Source organism: Streptomyces sp. GB4-14, assembly GCF_022696125.1.
Lineage (GTDB): Bacteria > Actinomycetota > Actinomycetes > Streptomycetales > Streptomycetaceae > Streptomyces > Streptomyces werraensis.
In genome coordinates this window covers 5,370,189-5,386,501 of sequence record NZ_RZHO01000002.1, presented here as the reverse complement: position 1 = coordinate 5,386,501, position 16,313 = coordinate 5,370,189, and the positions used below count along the sequence as shown (strand labels likewise).

The 16,313-nt window shown below is 73.0% G+C and carries 15 protein-coding genes; 6 read left to right on the top strand and 9 right to left on the bottom strand.

Features of this window, described 5'->3' with window-relative positions; translation table 11 throughout:
* Positions 1-55 precede the first annotated feature (55 nt).
* The 3 genes from ELQ39_RS25800 (at position 56) to ELQ39_RS25790 (ending at position 3,651) form a co-directional block, all read left to right on the top strand.
* Entirely contained in the window at positions 56-1,312 is a 1,257-nt protein-coding gene (locus tag ELQ39_RS25800; protein WP_242594206.1) for an exo-beta-N-acetylmuramidase NamZ family protein, read from the top strand.
* A 464-nt stretch (positions 1,313-1,776) separates the two neighbouring features.
* Positions 1,777-2,379, top strand: coding sequence for a hypothetical protein (locus ELQ39_RS25795; protein ID WP_190004055.1), 603 nt, complete (start codon positions 1,777-1,779; stop codon positions 2,377-2,379).
* A gap of 204 nt (positions 2,380-2,583) precedes the next feature.
* A complete protein-coding gene (locus tag ELQ39_RS25790; protein WP_242594204.1) occupies positions 2,584-3,651 on the top strand; it encodes an RNA ligase (ATP) in 1,068 nt (355 codons plus the stop codon).
* A 36-nt stretch (positions 3,652-3,687) separates the two neighbouring features.
* Here ELQ39_RS25790 and soxR read toward each other — a convergent pair whose 3' ends face one another.
* Positions 3,688-4,164, bottom strand: coding sequence for a redox-sensitive transcriptional activator SoxR (gene soxR, locus ELQ39_RS25785; protein ID WP_190004053.1), 477 nt, complete (start codon positions 4,162-4,164; stop codon positions 3,688-3,690).
* Between the two features lie 131 nt (positions 4,165-4,295).
* Here soxR and ELQ39_RS25780 point away from each other — a divergent pair, with 131 nt between their 5' ends.
* Entirely contained in the window at positions 4,296-4,757 is a 462-nt protein-coding gene (locus tag ELQ39_RS25780; protein WP_190004052.1) for a MaoC family dehydratase, read from the top strand.
* Here the strand turns inward: ELQ39_RS25780 and ELQ39_RS25775 are convergent.
* The 3 genes from ELQ39_RS25775 to ELQ39_RS25765 form a co-directional block, all read right to left on the bottom strand.
* Positions 4,754-5,392, bottom strand: coding sequence for a TetR/AcrR family transcriptional regulator (locus ELQ39_RS25775; protein ID WP_242594202.1), 639 nt, complete (start codon positions 5,390-5,392; stop codon positions 4,754-4,756). The genes ELQ39_RS25780 and ELQ39_RS25775 overlap by 4 nt on opposite strands.
* A gap of 414 nt (positions 5,393-5,806) precedes the next feature.
* The gene (locus tag ELQ39_RS25770; RefSeq protein WP_048459099.1) at positions 5,807-6,094 is read right to left on the bottom strand and encodes a YiaA/YiaB family inner membrane protein; all 288 of its coding nucleotides are present in this window, start codon (positions 6,092-6,094) and stop codon (positions 5,807-5,809) included.
* A 79-nt stretch (positions 6,095-6,173) separates the two neighbouring features.
* Entirely contained in the window at positions 6,174-7,325 is a 1,152-nt protein-coding gene (locus ELQ39_RS25765; protein ID WP_190004050.1) for an acyl-CoA dehydrogenase family protein, read from the bottom strand.
* 93 nt (positions 7,326-7,418) lie between these two features.
* On the opposite strand from ELQ39_RS25765, the gene ELQ39_RS25760 reads away from it, so the two are divergent.
* Positions 7,419-8,060, top strand: coding sequence for a TetR/AcrR family transcriptional regulator (locus tag ELQ39_RS25760; protein WP_225627507.1), 642 nt, complete (start codon positions 7,419-7,421; stop codon positions 8,058-8,060).
* A 252-nt stretch (positions 8,061-8,312) separates the two neighbouring features.
* Positions 8,313-9,035: an ArsR/SmtB family transcription factor gene (locus tag ELQ39_RS25755; RefSeq protein ID WP_242594200.1), complete on the top strand. Its 723-nt coding sequence runs from the start codon at positions 8,313-8,315 to the stop codon at positions 9,033-9,035.
* A gap of 142 nt (positions 9,036-9,177) precedes the next feature.
* Here ELQ39_RS25755 and ELQ39_RS25750 read toward each other — a convergent pair whose 3' ends face one another.
* The 5 genes from ELQ39_RS25750 to ELQ39_RS25730 form a co-directional block, all read right to left on the bottom strand.
* Positions 9,178-10,263 (bottom strand): zinc-binding dehydrogenase, encoded by a 1,086-nt coding sequence (locus ELQ39_RS25750; RefSeq protein ID WP_190004047.1) that lies wholly within the window; start codon positions 10,261-10,263, stop codon positions 9,178-9,180.
* A gap of 16 nt (positions 10,264-10,279) precedes the next feature.
* On the bottom strand, positions 10,280-11,668 hold the full coding sequence (locus tag ELQ39_RS25745) for an aldehyde dehydrogenase family protein (protein ID WP_242594198.1): 1,389 nt from the start codon (positions 11,666-11,668) through the stop codon (positions 10,280-10,282).
* Positions 11,669-11,760: 92 nt separating this feature from the next.
* Complete coding sequence (locus ELQ39_RS25740; RefSeq protein WP_242594196.1) at positions 11,761-13,137, bottom strand: ABC transporter ATP-binding protein; 1,377 nt, start codon at positions 13,135-13,137, stop codon at positions 11,761-11,763.
* Positions 13,138-13,434: 297 nt separating this feature from the next.
* Entirely contained in the window at positions 13,435-14,718 is a 1,284-nt protein-coding gene (locus tag ELQ39_RS25735; RefSeq protein WP_242594194.1) for an MFS transporter, read from the bottom strand.
* 41 nt (positions 14,719-14,759) lie between these two features.
* The gene (locus ELQ39_RS25730) at positions 14,760-16,184 is read right to left on the bottom strand and encodes a CitMHS family transporter (protein ID WP_242594192.1); all 1,425 of its coding nucleotides are present in this window, start codon (positions 16,182-16,184) and stop codon (positions 14,760-14,762) included.
* Positions 16,185-16,313: the final 129 nt, after the last annotated feature.

Below are 16,313 nucleotides of genomic sequence, written 5' to 3'. Positions count from 1 at the left end.
CCGGCGCGCTAGCGTGCGTGGCCATGACATGTACCGCGATCACGGAGGTCACCGCATGAGGCTGTCCCGACGGAGCCTGCTCGCCACCACCACGGCCGCGGTCGCGGCCTCCGCCGCGCCGGCCGCCGCCGCTCCGGGGCCGGGGTCCGGGCACGGCGGCGGCCGCACGCTGCGCACCGGGTTCGAACGGCTCGCGGCGGACGGCTACGCGCTGCTCGACGGCCGCCGGGTGGGCGTGGTCACCAACCCGACCGGCATCACCCGCGACGTGCGGCACATCGTCGACGTCATGCACGCTGACGACAGAGTGGCCCTGACCGCGGTGTTCGGCCCCGAGCACGGTTTCCGGGGCACCGCGCAGGCGGGCGGCTCGGAGGGCCGCCACGACGACCCGGTGACCGGCCTGCCCGTCTACGACACCTATCTGAAGAGCGGTCAGGACCTCGCCGACATCTTCACGGCGTCCGGCGTGGACACGGTCGTCTTCGACATCCAGGACGTCGGCGCCCGCTTCTACACGTACATCTGGACGCTCTTCGACTGCATGGAGGCGGCGCAGCTCGCGGGCCTGTCGTTCGTGGTGCTCGACCGGCCGAACCCGGTGACCGGGCGGGCCGCGCTCGGTCCGGTGCTGCACAAGGAGTTCGCGACGTTCGTCGGGCGGCAGCCGATCTCGCAGGCGCACGGCATGACCGTGGCGGAGCTGGCGCTGCTGTTCAACGCGGAGTTCCTTCGGGCGCCCGTCGCCCTGGAGACCGTGAAGATGTCGGGCTGGAAGCGGTCGGACTTCTACGACGCGTCCGGGCTGCCGTGGGTGCCGCCGAGCCCGAACATGCCGACGCCGGAGACGGCGCTGGTGTACTCGGGGACGTGTCTGTTCGAGGGCACGAACCTGTCGGAGGGGCGCGGCACGACGCGGCCGTTCGAGCTGCTGGGCGCGGAGGGCGTCGACGGGCGCTGGGCGGCCGCGGCGAACGAGCTGGACCTGCCGGGCGTGCGGTTCCGCGAGGCGTACTTCGCACCGACGTTCTCCAAGTTCCAGGGCAAGACCATCGGGGGCGTGCAGCTGCATGTGCACGACCGGGAGCGGTTCGACCCGGTACGGACCGGCATCGGCCTGCTGATCACGGCGAAGCGGTCGTGGGACGGCTTCGCCTGGCGCGCGGACAACTGGATCGACAAGCTCACCGGCTCCACCCAGGTCCGCACGATGATCGACGCGGGCGCGGACACGGACGAGGTGGTGGCGGGCTGGCAGAGCGAGCTGGCGGCGTTCCGCCGGAAGCGGCGCGAGCACCTGCTCTACCGGTAGCCCTCGGCCGGCCGGGGCACGCGACGGCGGCGGATCGCGGGACGGCGATCCGCCGCCGTCGCGTTCACGCCCCCTTTTCCGCCCCGCCCGCCTCTGTGACCTGGGCTTTCAGCGCCCCGTGCCGGGTGATGCGGGGTTTATCGGCCGACGGACCGGTGATCGGTGTGCATATCGGCGGGGTGTTCAGGAACCCGTGGAAGCCGCGGGGAGTTCTCAGAACGTCGGGGAAGGGCCGCCCCTCCGCGGGAGGGGACAGGGAGTCCGTTACCGCCGGTATCCCCGCGACGACGACAACTGAAGTGCGGGGCAAGCAAGTTGGCGCGGCATTCCCCGCGGCCGGCTGAGGGGGCCATCGGAAAGAGGATGGAGCCGAATCGCGTGCCGACACGTCTATTCGGCGACGTCCGTTCGACGACGCCGAAGTGACCGGATTACAGGTGCAGGTGTGACGGAGGTGCAGGACGATGGCCGGTTTCCGGAGTCTGGCGAGACAGGTCCGAGATCCCCGGTGCGATCTGGCGCTGCGGCGCTACTCGCTGCGCAAGTGCCTGGAGCGGTTCGCCCCGTACGGGCACCGCGCGACCTGGGACCACTTGTGCTCGCGGGCCGGGTTCGATCCCGAGGACCGCTCCGTCGACCCGGCGCGGCTCGTGGCCGCACTGGACGAGCTGGAGGAGGCCCGGGCGGTCTGGCTGGCGTACGAGGTGGAGTTCGCCGAGCGCCGCAGGAAGGAGAAGCACGACGGTCTGCGCAGGCCGGGCAGTGTGGACGACTGGCACCGGATGACCTGGGGAGGTTTCGGGGTCGCCTGGTGCGACGACCCGCGGGTGCACCCGAGGGAGCCCTTGGCCGAGGTGTTGCGGCGGCTGATCGCCGCGCTGGAGCGTGAGCCGGGCTCGTCCTGCCCCGTGTGCGGAGGGGCACGGCTGGTCTGGCGTCACGACCTGGATCACGAGCCCTCGTCGGGGCCGGTGTGCACGGAGTGCGGCATCCTGGTCCCGCGTCCCGTGCTGACCCCGGCGGCCCTCGCGGAGTCCCGCCGCGCGAGGCTGCTGGTCTCCGCCTGAACCGGCGGACGACGAGGACGGCGGGAGCGGCCGGCGACAGCCGGCGACGGTGACGAGCAACGGGGGCACGGGGGTGCGCGCCAGGGATGCCGCACCCCCCGCGCCCCGGGACGGTAGCAGGCGTTAAACCGGTCGTTCCACGGTTTTGTTCTCAGGACAGTGGGGCCGATGAAACCCCTCTGAGAACCCTTGGGAGCCGTCCCGATGTCGACGCTGCGCGTCACCGCCGAGATCCTGACCGTCCACCCGCATCCGCACGCCGACGCCCTGGAGCTGGCCCAGGTGGGCCTGTACCGGGCCGTCGTCGCCAAGGGCGCCTATGACACGGGCGACGCCGCGGTGTACGTCCCCGAGCAGTCCGTGCTGCCGCCCGCCCTGATCGACGAGCTGGGCCTGACCGGCCGGCTGGCGGGCCGGAACCACGACCGGGTCAAGGCGGTCCGGCTGCGCGGCGAGCTGTCGCAGGGCATCGTGTGCCGCCCGAAGGCGCTCGCGGACGTCGATCTGGTGCGGGCCGCCGCGGACGGCACCGACTTCGCGGAGCTGCTCGGCAACACCAAGTGGGTGCCACCGGTCCCGCCCACCATGAGCGGCGAGGTGGAGTCCGCGCCCGCCCTGCTGCCCTGGGTCGACATCGAGAACCTCCAGCGCCACCCCGGCATCTTCTCCCCCGGCGAACCCGTCGTGGTCACGGAGAAGCTGCACGGCACGGCCTGCCTGCTGACGTACGCCGCGGACGAGGACCGCGTGCACGTCTCCTCCAAGGGCTTCGGATCGAAGTCCCTCGCCCTGCGGGAGGACCCGCGCAACCTGTACTGGCGCGCGGTGCGCGGCCACGGCGTCGCCGAGGTGGCCGCCGAGCTCGCCGCCCGGCTGGGCGCGCGGCGGGTCGGCGTCTTCGGAGAGGTGTACGGCGCGGGCGTGCAGGACCTGTCGTACGGCGTGGACGGGCGGCGCGACACGCTCGGGTACGCCGTGTTCGACGTGTCCGCGGAGATCGACGGCCAGGTGCGCTGGCTGGACGCGGCGGAACTCCTCGAGGGCCGTCTGCCGCTGGTGCCCCGCCTCTGGACCGGCCCGTACGACAGCGAGCGGGTGCTGGAGCTGGCCGGCGGCCGGGAGACGGTGTCGGGCAGGGAGCTGCACATACGGGAGGGCGTGGTGATCCGCCCGGTGACCGAGCGGCACAGCCCGGTGACGGGCGGCCGGGCCATCGCGAAGGCGGTGAGCCCGGCGTACCTGACCCGCAAGGGCGGCACGGAGTACGAGTGAGGCACGGGCGGGCCGCGGAGAGCGGCCCGCCGGTCTTCACTCGCCGGACTTCCTCCGGCTGCTCTCCGCCATGAGCCGGGAGCCGGTGAGGCGCTCGCCGAAGGCGTCGTCGGGGTTGGACAGCACGCAGCCCTCCAGCGAGAGACAGCCGCAGCCGATGCAGTCGGTGAGGTGGTCGCGCAGCCGGTTCAGCTGCCGGATGCGCTCGTCCAGTTCGGAGCGCCACGCCTCGGAGAGCCGCGCCCAGTCGTCGCGGGTGGGTGTGCGTTCCTCGGGCAGCTCGGCGAGGGCCTCGCGGATCGTGGCGAGCGGGATGCCGACGCGCTGGGCGGCGCGGATGAAGGCGACCCGGCGCAGGGTGTCACGGGTGTAGCGCCGCTGGTTGCCGGAGGTGCGCCGACTGCGGATCAGCCCTTTGGACTCGTAGAAGTGCAGGGCCGACACGGCGGCGCCGCTGCGGGCGGAGAGCTGCCCGACCGTGAGTTCGTGGATCTTCTCTGGAATCCGGTGCACTCCTCGAAGCCTACCGGCCCCGTCCGGCGGCCCGTCCGTTGACAGGGACCCCACGGCCGACCATGCTAAGCAGTTGCTTAGGCATGCGCACGCGGATGCGCCTGCGACTACGTGACGCGAGAGGCCGGGACATGGCAGAGCCGAGGATCTTCACGTCCGTCGACGACCTGAAGGCGGCGGTGGGCGAGCAGCTGGGGTACACCGACTGGCTGGAGATCGACCAGAAGCGGATCGACCTGTTCGCCGAGGCCACCGGTGACCACCAGTGGATCCACGTGGACCCGGAGAAGGCCGCGGCGGGCCCGTTCGGCACGACCATCGCGCACGGCTACCTGACGCTGTCGCTGCTGCCGCTGTTCGGCCCGCAGCTGCTGTCCGTCGAGGGCGTGAAGATGGGCGTCAACTACGGCACCAACAAGGTGCGCTTCCCGGCCCCCGTGCCGGTCGGCTCGCGCCTGCGCGCCACGGCGAAGATCAGCGCCGTGGACGAGGTCCCGGGAGGGGTGCAGGTGGCCACCGCCTTCACCGTGGAGCGCGAGGGCGGCGACAAGCCGGTGTGCGTGGCCGAGTCGGTGGCCCGCTACTACCTCTAGGCGGGCCCGGCGTTCTTGGCCCCCACCATGCGGAGCACGAGGTCGGCGTAGAGCGCGCCGACCTCCTCCGGGGTGCGGGGCCCGTCGACGTTGAACCAGCGGGCGACGTCGATGCACAGGGACAGCACGGCGAGCGTGGTGCCCGGCACGTCCGGGACGTCGAACTCGCCGGAACGGACGCCGTCCTCGATGATGCCGCGCACCTCGGCGTCGACCTGACGGCGCAGACCGACGATCTCCGCGCGGGCGTCGGGGCCCAGCGAGTCTAGCTCGTACTGCACGACCCGGGCGGTGGTGCGGCCGCGCGCGTGCCAGCGGACGAAGGAGCTGACCGCGTCGGCGAGCCGCTCGGTCGCGGTGCCCTCGCTGCGGGACGCGGTGCGCAGGATGTCCAGCGCCTTCTCGTGCCCGATCCGGCTGATCCGGTGGAGCAGCTCTTCCTTGGTCTTGTAGTGGATGTAGAGCGCGGCCGGGCTCATGCCGGCGCGGCCCGCGATGTCGCGGGTCGTCGTGGCGTGGTAGCCGCGCTCCGCGAAGGCCTCCACGGCGGCGAGCAGCAGTCGCCGGGCCGCGTCGGGCGTGACCTCACCCCACGGCTGCGTCTCACCGCCGGCCGTCTCCTCCGCCGTACTCATCGCTCACCCCATTCGCTGACAGGGTCGCCATCCTACCGGCAAGGGTGAGCGAGCGCTTAGCGTGCCCTGGGGGCGTTTTCGAGGTGGACTACGCACGGCGTCGGTGCGGGCCGGGCGGAGTCCGCGCAGCGCGGCGCCGACGAGGTGCCGCCGCGCCCACCCGTGCCGCCCTGGCGGCACGCATGCCCGCGGGTGGCGGGGCGTGTGCCCGCACCCCCGCGTCGGTGTTGCCGCCCGCGGCCGGGAGGGGGCGGGGCAGGGGTGGGCGCCCGCAGCGGCCGGCGCGTCCGTCGCCCCGGGCTTCTCGAGACGCACTCTCGCGCCGGACCGAGGACGTCCACCCCTGCCCCGCCCCCGCTCCACCCACCCGCCGTAGGCGCACCCGCACGCACACCCGCACCCGCACTCACACCCTCACAGCTTCTGCAGCGGGTCGTAGTCGGCCAGCATCTTCTCCAGGCGGGCCTGGTCGACCCGGTTCACGATCTGTCCCGCCTCCTGCCGGTCACGGATGACCTTGGCCAGGGTGAAGGCCGACGTGACCAGGTAGAGAACCGCGATGCTCAGGAAGCCGCGGACCCACGCGTCCGTCTCCAGGTTGTAGATGCCGACGGCGGTGGCCCCGAGGGCCAGCGCGAAGGACGCCACGGCCTGACCGTAGAAGGCCGCCGTGCTCTGCTGCTTGACCGGTGTCTCGCTCATGCGGAACAGGATCGGCGGATGTGGCCGCCGCCACATCCGCCGAGATACTCACACCGTACTCAGTTCGCCGGCCCGGTCCTCAGAACGCCGAAACCCCCGTCAACGCCCGCCCGATGACCAGCTTCTGTATCTGACTCGTCCCCTCGTACAGCGTCATCACCCGGGCGTCCCGCAGCAGCTTCCCCGCCGGGTACTCGTCGATGTAGCCGTACCCGCCGAACACCTGAAGGGCGTTGTTCGCGGCCCGCACCGCCGCCTCCGAGGCGAACAGCTTCGCCTTGGACGACTCCACGGCGAACGGCTTCCCACGGTCGATCAGATCGGCGACCCGCCACGTGAGCAGCCGGGCCGCGTCCACGTCGACGGCGATGTCGCTGATCAGCTCCTGGACCAGCTGGTGCCCCGCGATCGGCTTGCCGAACTGCTCCCGCTCCCCCGCGTAGGCCACCGCCGCGTCCAGCGCGGCCTGGGCAATCCCGACGCAGCCCGCCGCGACCGACATCCGCCCCTTCGCCAGGGCGGACATGGCGACGGAGAATCCCTTCCCCTCCTCTCCGAGCATCGCGGACGCGGGCACCCGCACCCCGTCGAACACCAACTCGGCCGTGGCCTGGCCCCGCAGCCCCAGCTTGCCGTGCACGGCACGGCGGGTCAGCCCAGGCGTGTCGGTCGGCACCAGGAACGCCGAAACCCCCTTGTGACCCGGCGCGTCCGTGGAGCGCGCGAACAGCAGCACCACGTCCGCCCACGTCCCGTTCGTGATGAACATCTTCGAGCCGTCGATGACGTACTCGTCGCCGTCCCGCACCGCCCGCGTGGCGAGGCTGCCCGCGTCGGAGCCGGTGCCCGGCTCGGTCAGCCCGAAGCAGCCGACGTGCTCACCGGAGGTCAGCCCGGGCAGCCAGGTCCGCTTCTGCTCCTCGGTCCCCCACGCGGCGATCGTCTTGGCGACCAGCCCGAGGGAGACGGAGACGATCCCGCGCACGGAGGAGTCCCCGCGTCCCAGCTCCTCGGTGACCAGGCAGTACGCGAGGTGGTCGCCGCCGGACCCGCCGTATGCCTCGTCGATGGTCAGCCCGAGGAAGCCGACCTCGCCGAGCTTCTTCACGATGCCCCGGTCGACCTCCTCCGCGCGGTCCCAGGCGGCGGCGTGCGGCGTGACCTCGCGCCGTACGAAGTCCCGGGCGAGCCGGCGAACCGCCTCCTGCTCGTCACTCAGCTCCAGGTCCATCCCGAGTCACCCCATGTGAATGTGAGACGCGCGTGATCGTGTACGAGTAAATTAGCACTGCTAGTTTAGAACCGCAGCCCTACTATGTGCGCCATGGCCCGACCGCGCAAGCCCTTGCTCAGCACCGACCGGATCGTGGAGACGGCGCGTGCGCTGGTGGACGCGGAGGGGCTGACGGCGGTCTCCACCCGTCGCCTCGCCGCCGAACTGGGGGTGAGCGGGCCGTCGCTCTACAACCACTTCCGCACCAAGGACGAGATCCTGGAGGCGGTGGCGGACTCGGTGAGCGCTCAGGTCGACCTGTCGATGTTCGAGGACGGCCGGGACTGGCGGACGGCGCTGCACGACTGGGCCGTGTCCTACCGCGACGCGCTGCGTGACCATCCCAACATCGTCCCGGTGCTGGCCCGGGGCCCCGGCCGCCGCCCGGCGGCGCTGCGGCTGGCCGACGCGGCCTACGGGGCGATGGTCGAGGCGGGCTGGCCGCCCGCGCAGGCCACGTCCATCGGCGCGCTGATGCGGTACTTCATCATGGGCTCGGCGCTCGGCTCGTTCGCCGGCGGCTTCGTGGGCGACGCGAGCGCCTACGACCCCGCGGACTACCCGCACCTCGGCCAGGCGCATCTCCTCGCGGAACAGCAGGAGAAGATCGACGACCGCGCCTTCGAGACGGGCCTCACCGCCCTGCTGGACGGACTCGCCCTGCAGTACGAGCAGGTACGGCAGCACGTCTGACGGCGAACGGCGCCGCACGCGAGGCACGGCGGGCGCGTCACCACCGTGCCGTGCGGGGCACGACCGGCACCGTGAGTCCCGCGCTTTCGTCCACAGTGCGGCGCGGTGGCAGTTGCTCGCGCAGTTCCCCGCGCCCCTGGGGGGCGACCCCGACGCCCCGCTCGCCGGACCGGCGCCGGCCCTGAACGCACCCGAGGACGCCACCGTCCGCCCTCCCGCACGGTTCGGCACCCGCCGAACCGTTCCTGCCGCATGCTGGAGGACATGACCTCCAAGAACCCCAGGGCCGGCGCCCTCGCACGCCTCGCCGCACTGGCCGCGGACGAGACGCGGGCCGCGTGCCTGCTCGCGCTGCTGGACGGGCGGGCCTGGACGGCGGGTGAGCTGGCACGGCACTGCGGGGTCGCCGCGTCCACGCTCAGCGAGCACCTGGGCAAGCTGGTCGGCGGCGGGCTGCTGAGCGAGGAGCGGCAGGGCCGGCACCGGTACGTGCGGCTGGCGGACGCCCGGGTCGCCCAGCTCGTGGAGGACCTCACGGCGCACATCGCCCCGGACGCCGCCGAAAGGCCGCGCGGGCTGCGGCAGTCGGGCGCGGACTCCGCGATGGCACGCGGCCGCACCTGCTACGACCATCTCGCGGGACGGCTCGGGATCGCCGTCACCGACGCCCTCACCGCGCGCGGACTCCTGCGCCAGGACACCGGGTTCGCTCTCACCGAAGCGGGACTGGACTGGTTCGGCGCGCTCGGCGCGGACCTCGACCGACGGGGCCGGCGTCCGCTCGCCCGTGCCTGCCTGGACTGGACGGAACGCCGCCCGCACCTGGCGGGAGCGGCGGGTGCGGCCCTGTGCCGTCACCTCCTGGACCAGGGCTGGTGCGTACGGATCGGCTCGGGCCGGGCCGTGAAGGTGACCGGTCCCGGGGAGCGGGCGCTCACCGACCTCCTGGGCATCGACACGGCGGCGCTGCGCTGAGACGCCGGTGCACCCGGCGCCGGTCGGTCCAAGGCGTGCGCCCGGCATGCCCGCCCGTCCGCGACCCGACGGCGGGTGCGGCACCCCGGGGGTTGCTCGCGCGGTTCCCCGCGCCCCCGGGGCGCGTCCGCACCGGCGTGGCTCAGAAGACGACCAGGGCGCGGCCTCCCTTGCCGGCGACCATGGTGTCGAAGGCGGCCGGGATGCCGTCCAGGGTGATCCGCTCGGTGACCAGGGCGCCCAGGTCGAAGGCGCCGGAGCGGATGTGCCCGGCGAGGACCGGCAGGTCGCGGGCGGGGTCGGAGTTGCCGTAGACGCAGCCGGCGAGGGTGCGGCCCCAGTGGAAGATCTCCAGGGCGTTGAAGGAGACCTTCTCCTCCTTGCCGCCGATGCCGACGACCGTGGTGCGTCCGCCGCGCCGGGTGGACTCCCAGGCGGTGCGGATGGTGCTCGCCCGGCCGACGCACTCCACCGCCACGTCCACGCCCTGCTTCCCGGTGAGGGCGCGGATCTGGCGGGCGGTGGTGTCGGAGGCGACGACGTACTCGGTGGCGCCGGCCGCGCGGGCCAGTTCCTCCTTCTCGGGGGAGACGTCCACGGCGACGATCGTGGCGGCGCCCGCGATCCGGGCCGACCGGAGTGCGGCGAGGCCCACTCCCCCGACGCCGAACACGGCGACGGTCTCGCCCTCGCGGACGCGGGCGGAGTGGTGGACCGCGCCGTAGCCGGTGAGGACGGCGCAGCCCAGCAGGGCGGCGTCGGTGAGGGGGACGCCGTCCGGGGCGGGCAGCACGCAGGCGCCGGGCACCACGGTCTCCTCGGCGAACGCTGCCACGTTCAGGCCCGGGTGCAGGCCGGTGCCGTCGTCGGCGCGGCGGGCGTGCACGCGGGCGGCCCCGTCCAGGGCGTGCGCGCACAGCCACACCTCGCCGCGCCCGCAGGCGGGGCAGGCTCCGCAGGAGGGCGCCCAGTTGAGGACGACGCCGTCGCCGGGTGCGACATGGGTGACGTCCTCGCCGACGGCGACAACGGTGCCGGCGCCCTCGTGGCCGAGGATCGCCGGGACGGGCACGCGCATGGTGCCGTCGGACAGGGACAGGTCGGAGTGGCACACCCCGGCGGCGGCGAGGCGGACACGCACCTCACCGGGTCCGGGGTCGGGCAGGTCGACGCCGGTGATCTCCAGCGGGGCGCCGACGGCGGGCAGAACGGCGGCTCGTACGGACATGAGGGTCTCGGCTTCCCTAGAACTGGAGGGACTTGGTCTGCAGGTACTCGGTCAGGCCGTGGACGCCGAGTTCGCGGCCCACGCCCGACTGCTTGTAACCGCCGAACGGGGCCAGCGGGTTGAACCGGCCGCCGTTGATGTCGACCTGGCCGGTGTCCATGCGGCGGGCGAAGGCGACGGCCTCCGCCTCGTCACCGGCCCAGACGGCTCCGGCCAGGCCGTAGACGGTGCCGTTGGCGATGCGCAGGGCGTCCTCCTCGTCCTCGTAGCGCAGTACGCACAGCACGGGGCCGAAGATCTCCTCCTGGGCGACGGTCATGTCCGGGGTGACGTCGGCGAGGACGGTGGGGCTGACGTACCAGCCCTGCGGGCGCGGGGCCTCGGGGCCGCCCGCGATCAGGCGGGCGCCCTCGGCGACGCCCTTCTCGATGTACCCGCGCACCCGGTCCCGCTGCCGGGCGCTGACGAGCGGGCCGATGCGGTCGGCGTACTTGGCGGCGGCGGCCGCGGCCAGCTCCACCGCCTCGTCGTACCGGTCGCGGTGGACCAGCATGCGGGTCCAGGCGCTGCACGTCTGGCCGGAGTTGGACATCACGTTGGCGACGCCGACGTTCACGGCGCGGGCGAGATCGGCGCTGGGCAGGATGACGTTGGCGGACTTGCCGCCGAGTTCCAGGGCGACCCGTTTCACCATGCCGGCGGCGATCGCGCCGATCCGGCGGCCGACAGCAGTGGAGCCGGTGAAGGACAGCAGGTCGATGTCCGGGTGCTCGGCGAGCGCCTGTCCTGCCACCGGTCCGAGACCGGTGACCAGGTTGAACACACCGGCCGGGACGCCGGCCTCGTGCACGCACTCGGCGAAGATGCGGGCGACCAGCGGGGTGTTCTCGGCGGGCTTCACCACGATCGTGCAGCCGGCGGCGAGGGCGGGGGCGGCCTTGGCGACGATCTGGTGCAGCGGGTAGTTCCACGGGGTGATCGCGCCGACCACGCCGACCGGTTCGTGGTACACGGTCGAGTTGCCGATCTTCTCCTCGAAGTCGTACGTCGCGGCCAGCTCGGCGTACGAGCCGGCGACGGCGACCGGCACGCCGGCGTGGACGGCCTGGGAGAGCTTCTCGGGTGCGCCGAGTTCGGCGGTGACCGTCGCGGCGATCTCGTCCCTTCGGGCGTGCAGCTGGTCCCGCAGCGCGGCGAGGCGGGCCGCGCGCTCGGCGGGCGGGGTGGCGGCCCAGGCCGGGAGGGCGGCACGGGCGGCGCGCACGGCGGCGTCGACGTCCTCTACGGTGCCCGCGGGAACGGTGGCGATCACCTGCTCGTCCGCCGGGCCGACGACCTCGATCACGTCGGGGCCGGCGGCGGGGCGCCAGGCGCCGTCGATGTACATGCCGTCGTAAGCCTTCATCGCGGTTCCTCCGGGGCGGGGGCGTCCTGTGCGGACACCTAAACTAGCGATGTTAGTTTTTCCGCGCCAGAGGGTCGGCCGCGTGCCGCCGCTCACTCCTCCAGGTCGGGCAGGCGGTCCGGGCTGGGGCAGATCCTCTGACCGTGCTGGTCGAAGACGAAGAGGTGGGCGAGGTCGACCAGAAGCGGCACCTGCATGCCGTACCGGAGGCGGATGTCGGGCGTGGTGCGGACGATGAGGTCGCCGGGGAGGCGGGGTTCGGCGGAGGCGGGCGCGGAGGCCGTGTCGCCAGGGTCCGGGCGGTCGGATCCGTCCAGGGTGGCCACGGCGCCCGTGCGTACGGGGCTGGCCCGGAGGGCGCCCGCGCGCTCCCGGAGGCGTTCCAGCACCGTGCCGCCCTCGCGGCGGCGACGCCGGACGCCCGGGCGGCCGGGAGCCGGGCGCGGGGCCTCCAGTTCGGGGACGACGGCGGGGCGGGAGCCGGTGTTGAAGTGCACCAGCACCTCGTGCCCCTGGAACTCCAGGTGCTCCACCAGACCGGTGAGGGGCACCTCGCCGGGGCGCGCGGCGGACGGCTTGGCGATGCGCACGGCCTCGGAACGCAGGCCCACGATGACCTCGCGGCCCTGCTGCACCCGGAGCAACTGGTGGTCGAGGGACAGCGGTTCGGGCAGCCGCAGGAACTGTTTGCCGAGGCTGACGGTCATCGCGCCGTCCAACGGGGCGCGGACCAGGCCGCGCAGGAGGTTGATGCGCGGGGTGCCGATGAACGCGGCGACGAAGACGTTCTCGGGGAGCGAATACACCGCGCGGGGCGTGCCGACCTGCTGGAGGACGCCGCCGCGCAGCACGGCGACCCGGTCGCCGAGCGACATCGCCTCCGACTGGTCGTGGGTGACGTAGACGGTGGTGACCCCCAACTGCTGCGTGAGCTGCGAGATCTCCGCGCGGACGTGGTTGCGGAGCTTCGCGTCGAGGTTGGACAGCGGCTCGTCCATCAGGAAGGCGGAGGGGCGGCGGGCGATGGCCCGGCCCATCGCCACGCGCTGACGCTCACCACCGCTGAGCTGGGCGGGGAAACGGTCCAGGAGGTCCTCGATGCCCAGCATCCGGGCCGTGGCGTCCACCTTGGGCGACGGGTCGTCGCCTGGGGCCTCGATGCGGAGGGGGAAGCCGATGTTGTCCCGGCTGGTCATGCTCGGGTACAGGGCGAAGTTCTGGAACACCATCGCCATGTCCCGCTCGGACGGGGGCAGGTCGTTGGCGTACTCGCCGTCGAGGAAGAGGCTCCCCTCGTCGATCTCCTCCAGGCCCGCGATCATGCGCAGCACGGTGGACTTGCCGCAGCCGGACGGACCGAGCAGGACGAGGAACTCGCCGGGGGTGATGGCCAGCGACAGCCGGTCGACCACGCGAGCACCTCGCGTGTAGGACTTGCTCACGTCGTGCAGGGTGATGGCGCGTGTCATGAAAGTGCCCCCGGGGGCTCATCAGGGCGCTGCTGCTCCGCGGTCGGACGCCCCGTGCGGGTCGTACGGGGCGTGTGAGTCACGGAAGCTAACGGAAAGTAGGCGGCCGGGGAAGACGACGGACGCGATCGGGACGTCCCGTCCGCCTGGTGAGAAACCGGAGGGAATCATTCGGCACGGCGGACCGCGTGGGGGCCTGAGGGCAGGGTCCCCACCCCTCCCCTGGTCGGTCCGACCCGCCGCCGTCGGACGTCGAGCCGCTTCGGCTGCGGGGGCGGCCGAACCGGCCCAGGCGCCTCACCGCGGGCGGCGCGCCTCGCAGCGGCTCCCCCCGTCCGTGGGATGCCGGTCCGGCGCGGACCCGCGCGGGCCGGGCCCGTCGCCCGCGGCCGCGTCCGCCGCGGCGCTCTCCGGAGCCGGCCCCGACGGGGTCCGTATCGCCACCCCCGCCGACGCCAGCAGCAACGCGCCCAGCATCGCGAAGGGGGCCGCCACGCCCGCCACTCCGGCGATCAGGCCCGCCGTCGCAGGGGCCGCGACCTGGCCCAGGCGGTTGCCTGTGAGGCGTAGGGCCAGGGCGGTGGAGCGGGCGGCGGCGGGGGCGGCCTGGACGACCGTTGTCATGGAGAGCGGCTGGCCCACACCCAGGCAGAAGCCGAGGGAGGCGAGAACGAGCGCCAGTGCCGGCACCGGCAGCGGCAGTGCGACCGCGGCGCACAGCAGCGCCGCCAGCAGGCACGTCACCGTGAGCAGGGCCCGTCGGCCGAGCAGCCGCAGCAGCGGGGTGAGGACCAGCCGGCAGGCGATCGTCGCCGCCGCGCGCAGGCTGAGCAGCAGGCCGACCACCGCAGGGTCGATCCCCCGGTGCTCGCCCACCACCGGCAGGTACGCGGTGAGGATGTCCGTCGCCGACAGCACCGCCACGCTGATCAGCATGCCCGCCGGCACGCCCCGCGCCCGCAGGATGCCCCGCACCGGCACCCGGTCGCCCCGCGCCGAACGGGGTTTCACCGCCTCCGGTTGCTCGATGCGCCACAGCGAGGTGAGTGCGACGGCGCCGCCCGCGCCCGCGGCGAGGAGGGCGACCGCACTGGTGCGGGCCATGTCCGCACCGATCAGCGCGCCCGCCGCGGCCGGCCCGGCGAGTTGCCCCAGCGAGGCGCCGATGGTGAAGTGACCGAAGTTGCGGTCCTGTTCGTGCGGTGCGGACCGGCGGGCGACGAGCGACTGCGCGCCGATGACGAAGCACAGGTGTCCGAGGCCCATCACCCCGCTCCACAGCGCCATGGCGCCCAGCGACCCGGCGACGCCGCTGAGCGCACAGCCCGCGGAGATCAGCACCACGCCCGTCGGCAGCAGCGGCGCGCAGCGGCCGTGGTCGGTGCGCCGGCCGAGCGGGACGGCGGCGAACAGCGGCAGCAGTGCGTAGACACCCGCGACGACGCCGACCGCCCGCTCGTCCGCCCCGAGGGCCAGCGCCCGGTAGGAGACGGCGGGCCGGGCCATCGACACCGCCGCCTGCGCGAAGGCGAAAGCGATGACGAGCCGGAGCAGCCAGCCGCGGTTCCCGCCGGTCGTCATGACGAAGTCCTCCCGAAGACGCAGGGTCGAGGCGCGCGTGGTCAGATCGTGCCGAAGAGGATCCCGGCCGCGAGGATCAACAGGCACGTCAGTACCGCCCACTTGACCACGAACCGCGTGTGGTCGCCGAACTCGACCCGGGCCATGCCGACGAGGACGTACACCGCGGGGACGAGCGGGCTCGACATGTGCAGCGGCTGGCCGACGAGGGAGGCGCGGGCCATCTCGAGCGGGGTGACGCCGTGGGCCGCCCCGGCCTCGGCGAGCACGGGCAGGACGCCGAAGTAGAAGCCGTCGTTGGACATGAAGTAGGTGAGCGGCAGGCTCAGCACGCCGGTGACGAGGGCCATGTGCGGGCCCAGTCCCTCGGGGACGGTGTCCACCAGCCAGCCGGCCATGTGGTCGACCATGCCGGTGCCCTGGAGGACGCCGGTGAAGACGGCGGCGGCGAAGACCATGCCGGAGACGTTGAGGACGTTGTCGGCGTGGGCCGCGATGCGGGCCTTCTGGTCGGGCAGGCGCGGGTAGTTGACGGAGAGGGCGAGCGCGGCGCCCAGCAGGAACAGCACCGGGATGGGCAGCAGTTCCAGGATCATCGCCGTGATCAGGGTGCCGGTGAGCAGCGCGTTGAACCAGTACAGGCGCGGCCGCAGGGTGGGGCGGTTCGGGTCGAGGCCCTTGAGGAGGTCCCCGTCGTCGTCCCCGCCGTCCCTGTCGTCGTCCACGTCGTCGGCGCCGCCGCCACCCGCGACGGGTCGCTTCTCGAGACCTCCGCCACCCGCACCCGCACTCGTACCCGCACCGACGAGCACCGTTTCCTTCGTCTCCACCGACTCCCCGTCGAGCCGCAGAGCCCCCAGCCGCCTCCGCTCCCGCAGCCCCAGCAGGTAGGCGAGACCGAGGACGCCCAGCAGGCCGACCAGCAGCGCGGGGATCATCGGGACGAAGATGTCCGCGGCGTCGAGCTTCAGCGCGGTGGCCGCGCGGGCCGTGGGGCCGCCCCAGGGGACGGTGTTCATGACGCCGTTGGCCATGGCGGCGACGCCGGTCATCACGACCAGGCTCATCCCCAGCCGCTTGTACAGCGGGTACATCGCCGAGACGGTGATCATGAAGGTGGTGGAGCCGTCGCCGTCCAGCGACACGATCGCGGCGAGCACGGCGGTGCCGACGACGACCCGCATGGGGTCGGCCTTGCAGAAGCGGAGGATTCCGCGCACGACCGGGTCGAAGAGTCCGACGTCGATCATGACGCCGAAGTAGACGATCGCGAACATCAGCATCGCCGCCGTGGGGGCGAGGCTGGACACTCCGTCGATGACGTAGTCGCCGAGGTGGGCGCCCTTGCCGACGGCCACGCAGAACAGCGCGGGGATCAGCACGAGCGCCGCGATCGGCGACATCTTCTTCGTCATGATCAGCGCCAGGAAGGTCGCGATCATGGCGAAGCCGAGGATGGTCAGCATGAATGGGACACCTAACGTTCGCCCTTGAACTTCCGGCGAGGGGCCGGCGGTGTGACGACGTTAGGTACGCCCGGGCCGCGTCAACAAGACGTGAGACCGTGAGCAATAAGCGCAAAACCCCAGGTCAGG

Bases quoted from the DNA above. Each gene is read 5' to 3' on its own strand.
- ELQ39_RS25735 (WP_242594194.1), bottom strand. From the start codon at position 14,718: ATGACGACCGGCGGGAACCGCGGCTGGCTGCTCCGGCTCGTCATCGCT.
- ELQ39_RS25790 (WP_242594204.1), top strand. From the start codon at position 2,584: ATGTCGACGCTGCGCGTCACCGCCGAGATCCTGACCGTCCACCCGCAT.
- ELQ39_RS25760 (WP_225627507.1), top strand. From the start codon at position 7,419: ATGGCCCGACCGCGCAAGCCCTTGCTCAGCACCGACCGGATCGTGGAG.
- ELQ39_RS25730 (WP_242594192.1), bottom strand. From the start codon at position 16,184: ATGCTGACCATCCTCGGCTTCGCCATGATCGCGACCTTCCTGGCGCTG.
- ELQ39_RS25740 (WP_242594196.1), bottom strand. From the start codon at position 13,137: ATGACACGCGCCATCACCCTGCACGACGTGAGCAAGTCCTACACGCGA.
- ELQ39_RS25775 (WP_242594202.1), bottom strand. From the start codon at position 5,392: ATGAGTACGGCGGAGGAGACGGCCGGCGGTGAGACGCAGCCGTGGGGT.
- ELQ39_RS25755 (WP_242594200.1), top strand. From the start codon at position 8,313: ATGCTGGAGGACATGACCTCCAAGAACCCCAGGGCCGGCGCCCTCGCA.
- ELQ39_RS25770 (WP_048459099.1), bottom strand. From the start codon at position 6,094: ATGAGCGAGACACCGGTCAAGCAGCAGAGCACGGCGGCCTTCTACGGT.
- ELQ39_RS25750 (WP_190004047.1), bottom strand. From the start codon at position 10,263: ATGTCCGTACGAGCCGCCGTTCTGCCCGCCGTCGGCGCCCCGCTGGAG.
- ELQ39_RS25745 (WP_242594198.1), bottom strand. From the start codon at position 11,668: ATGAAGGCTTACGACGGCATGTACATCGACGGCGCCTGGCGCCCCGCC.
- ELQ39_RS25800 (WP_242594206.1), top strand. From the start codon at position 56: ATGAGGCTGTCCCGACGGAGCCTGCTCGCCACCACCACGGCCGCGGTC.
- ELQ39_RS25795 (WP_190004055.1), top strand. From the start codon at position 1,777: ATGGCCGGTTTCCGGAGTCTGGCGAGACAGGTCCGAGATCCCCGGTGC.
- ELQ39_RS25780 (WP_190004052.1), top strand. From the start codon at position 4,296: ATGGCAGAGCCGAGGATCTTCACGTCCGTCGACGACCTGAAGGCGGCG.
- ELQ39_RS25765 (WP_190004050.1), bottom strand. From the start codon at position 7,325: ATGGACCTGGAGCTGAGTGACGAGCAGGAGGCGGTTCGCCGGCTCGCC.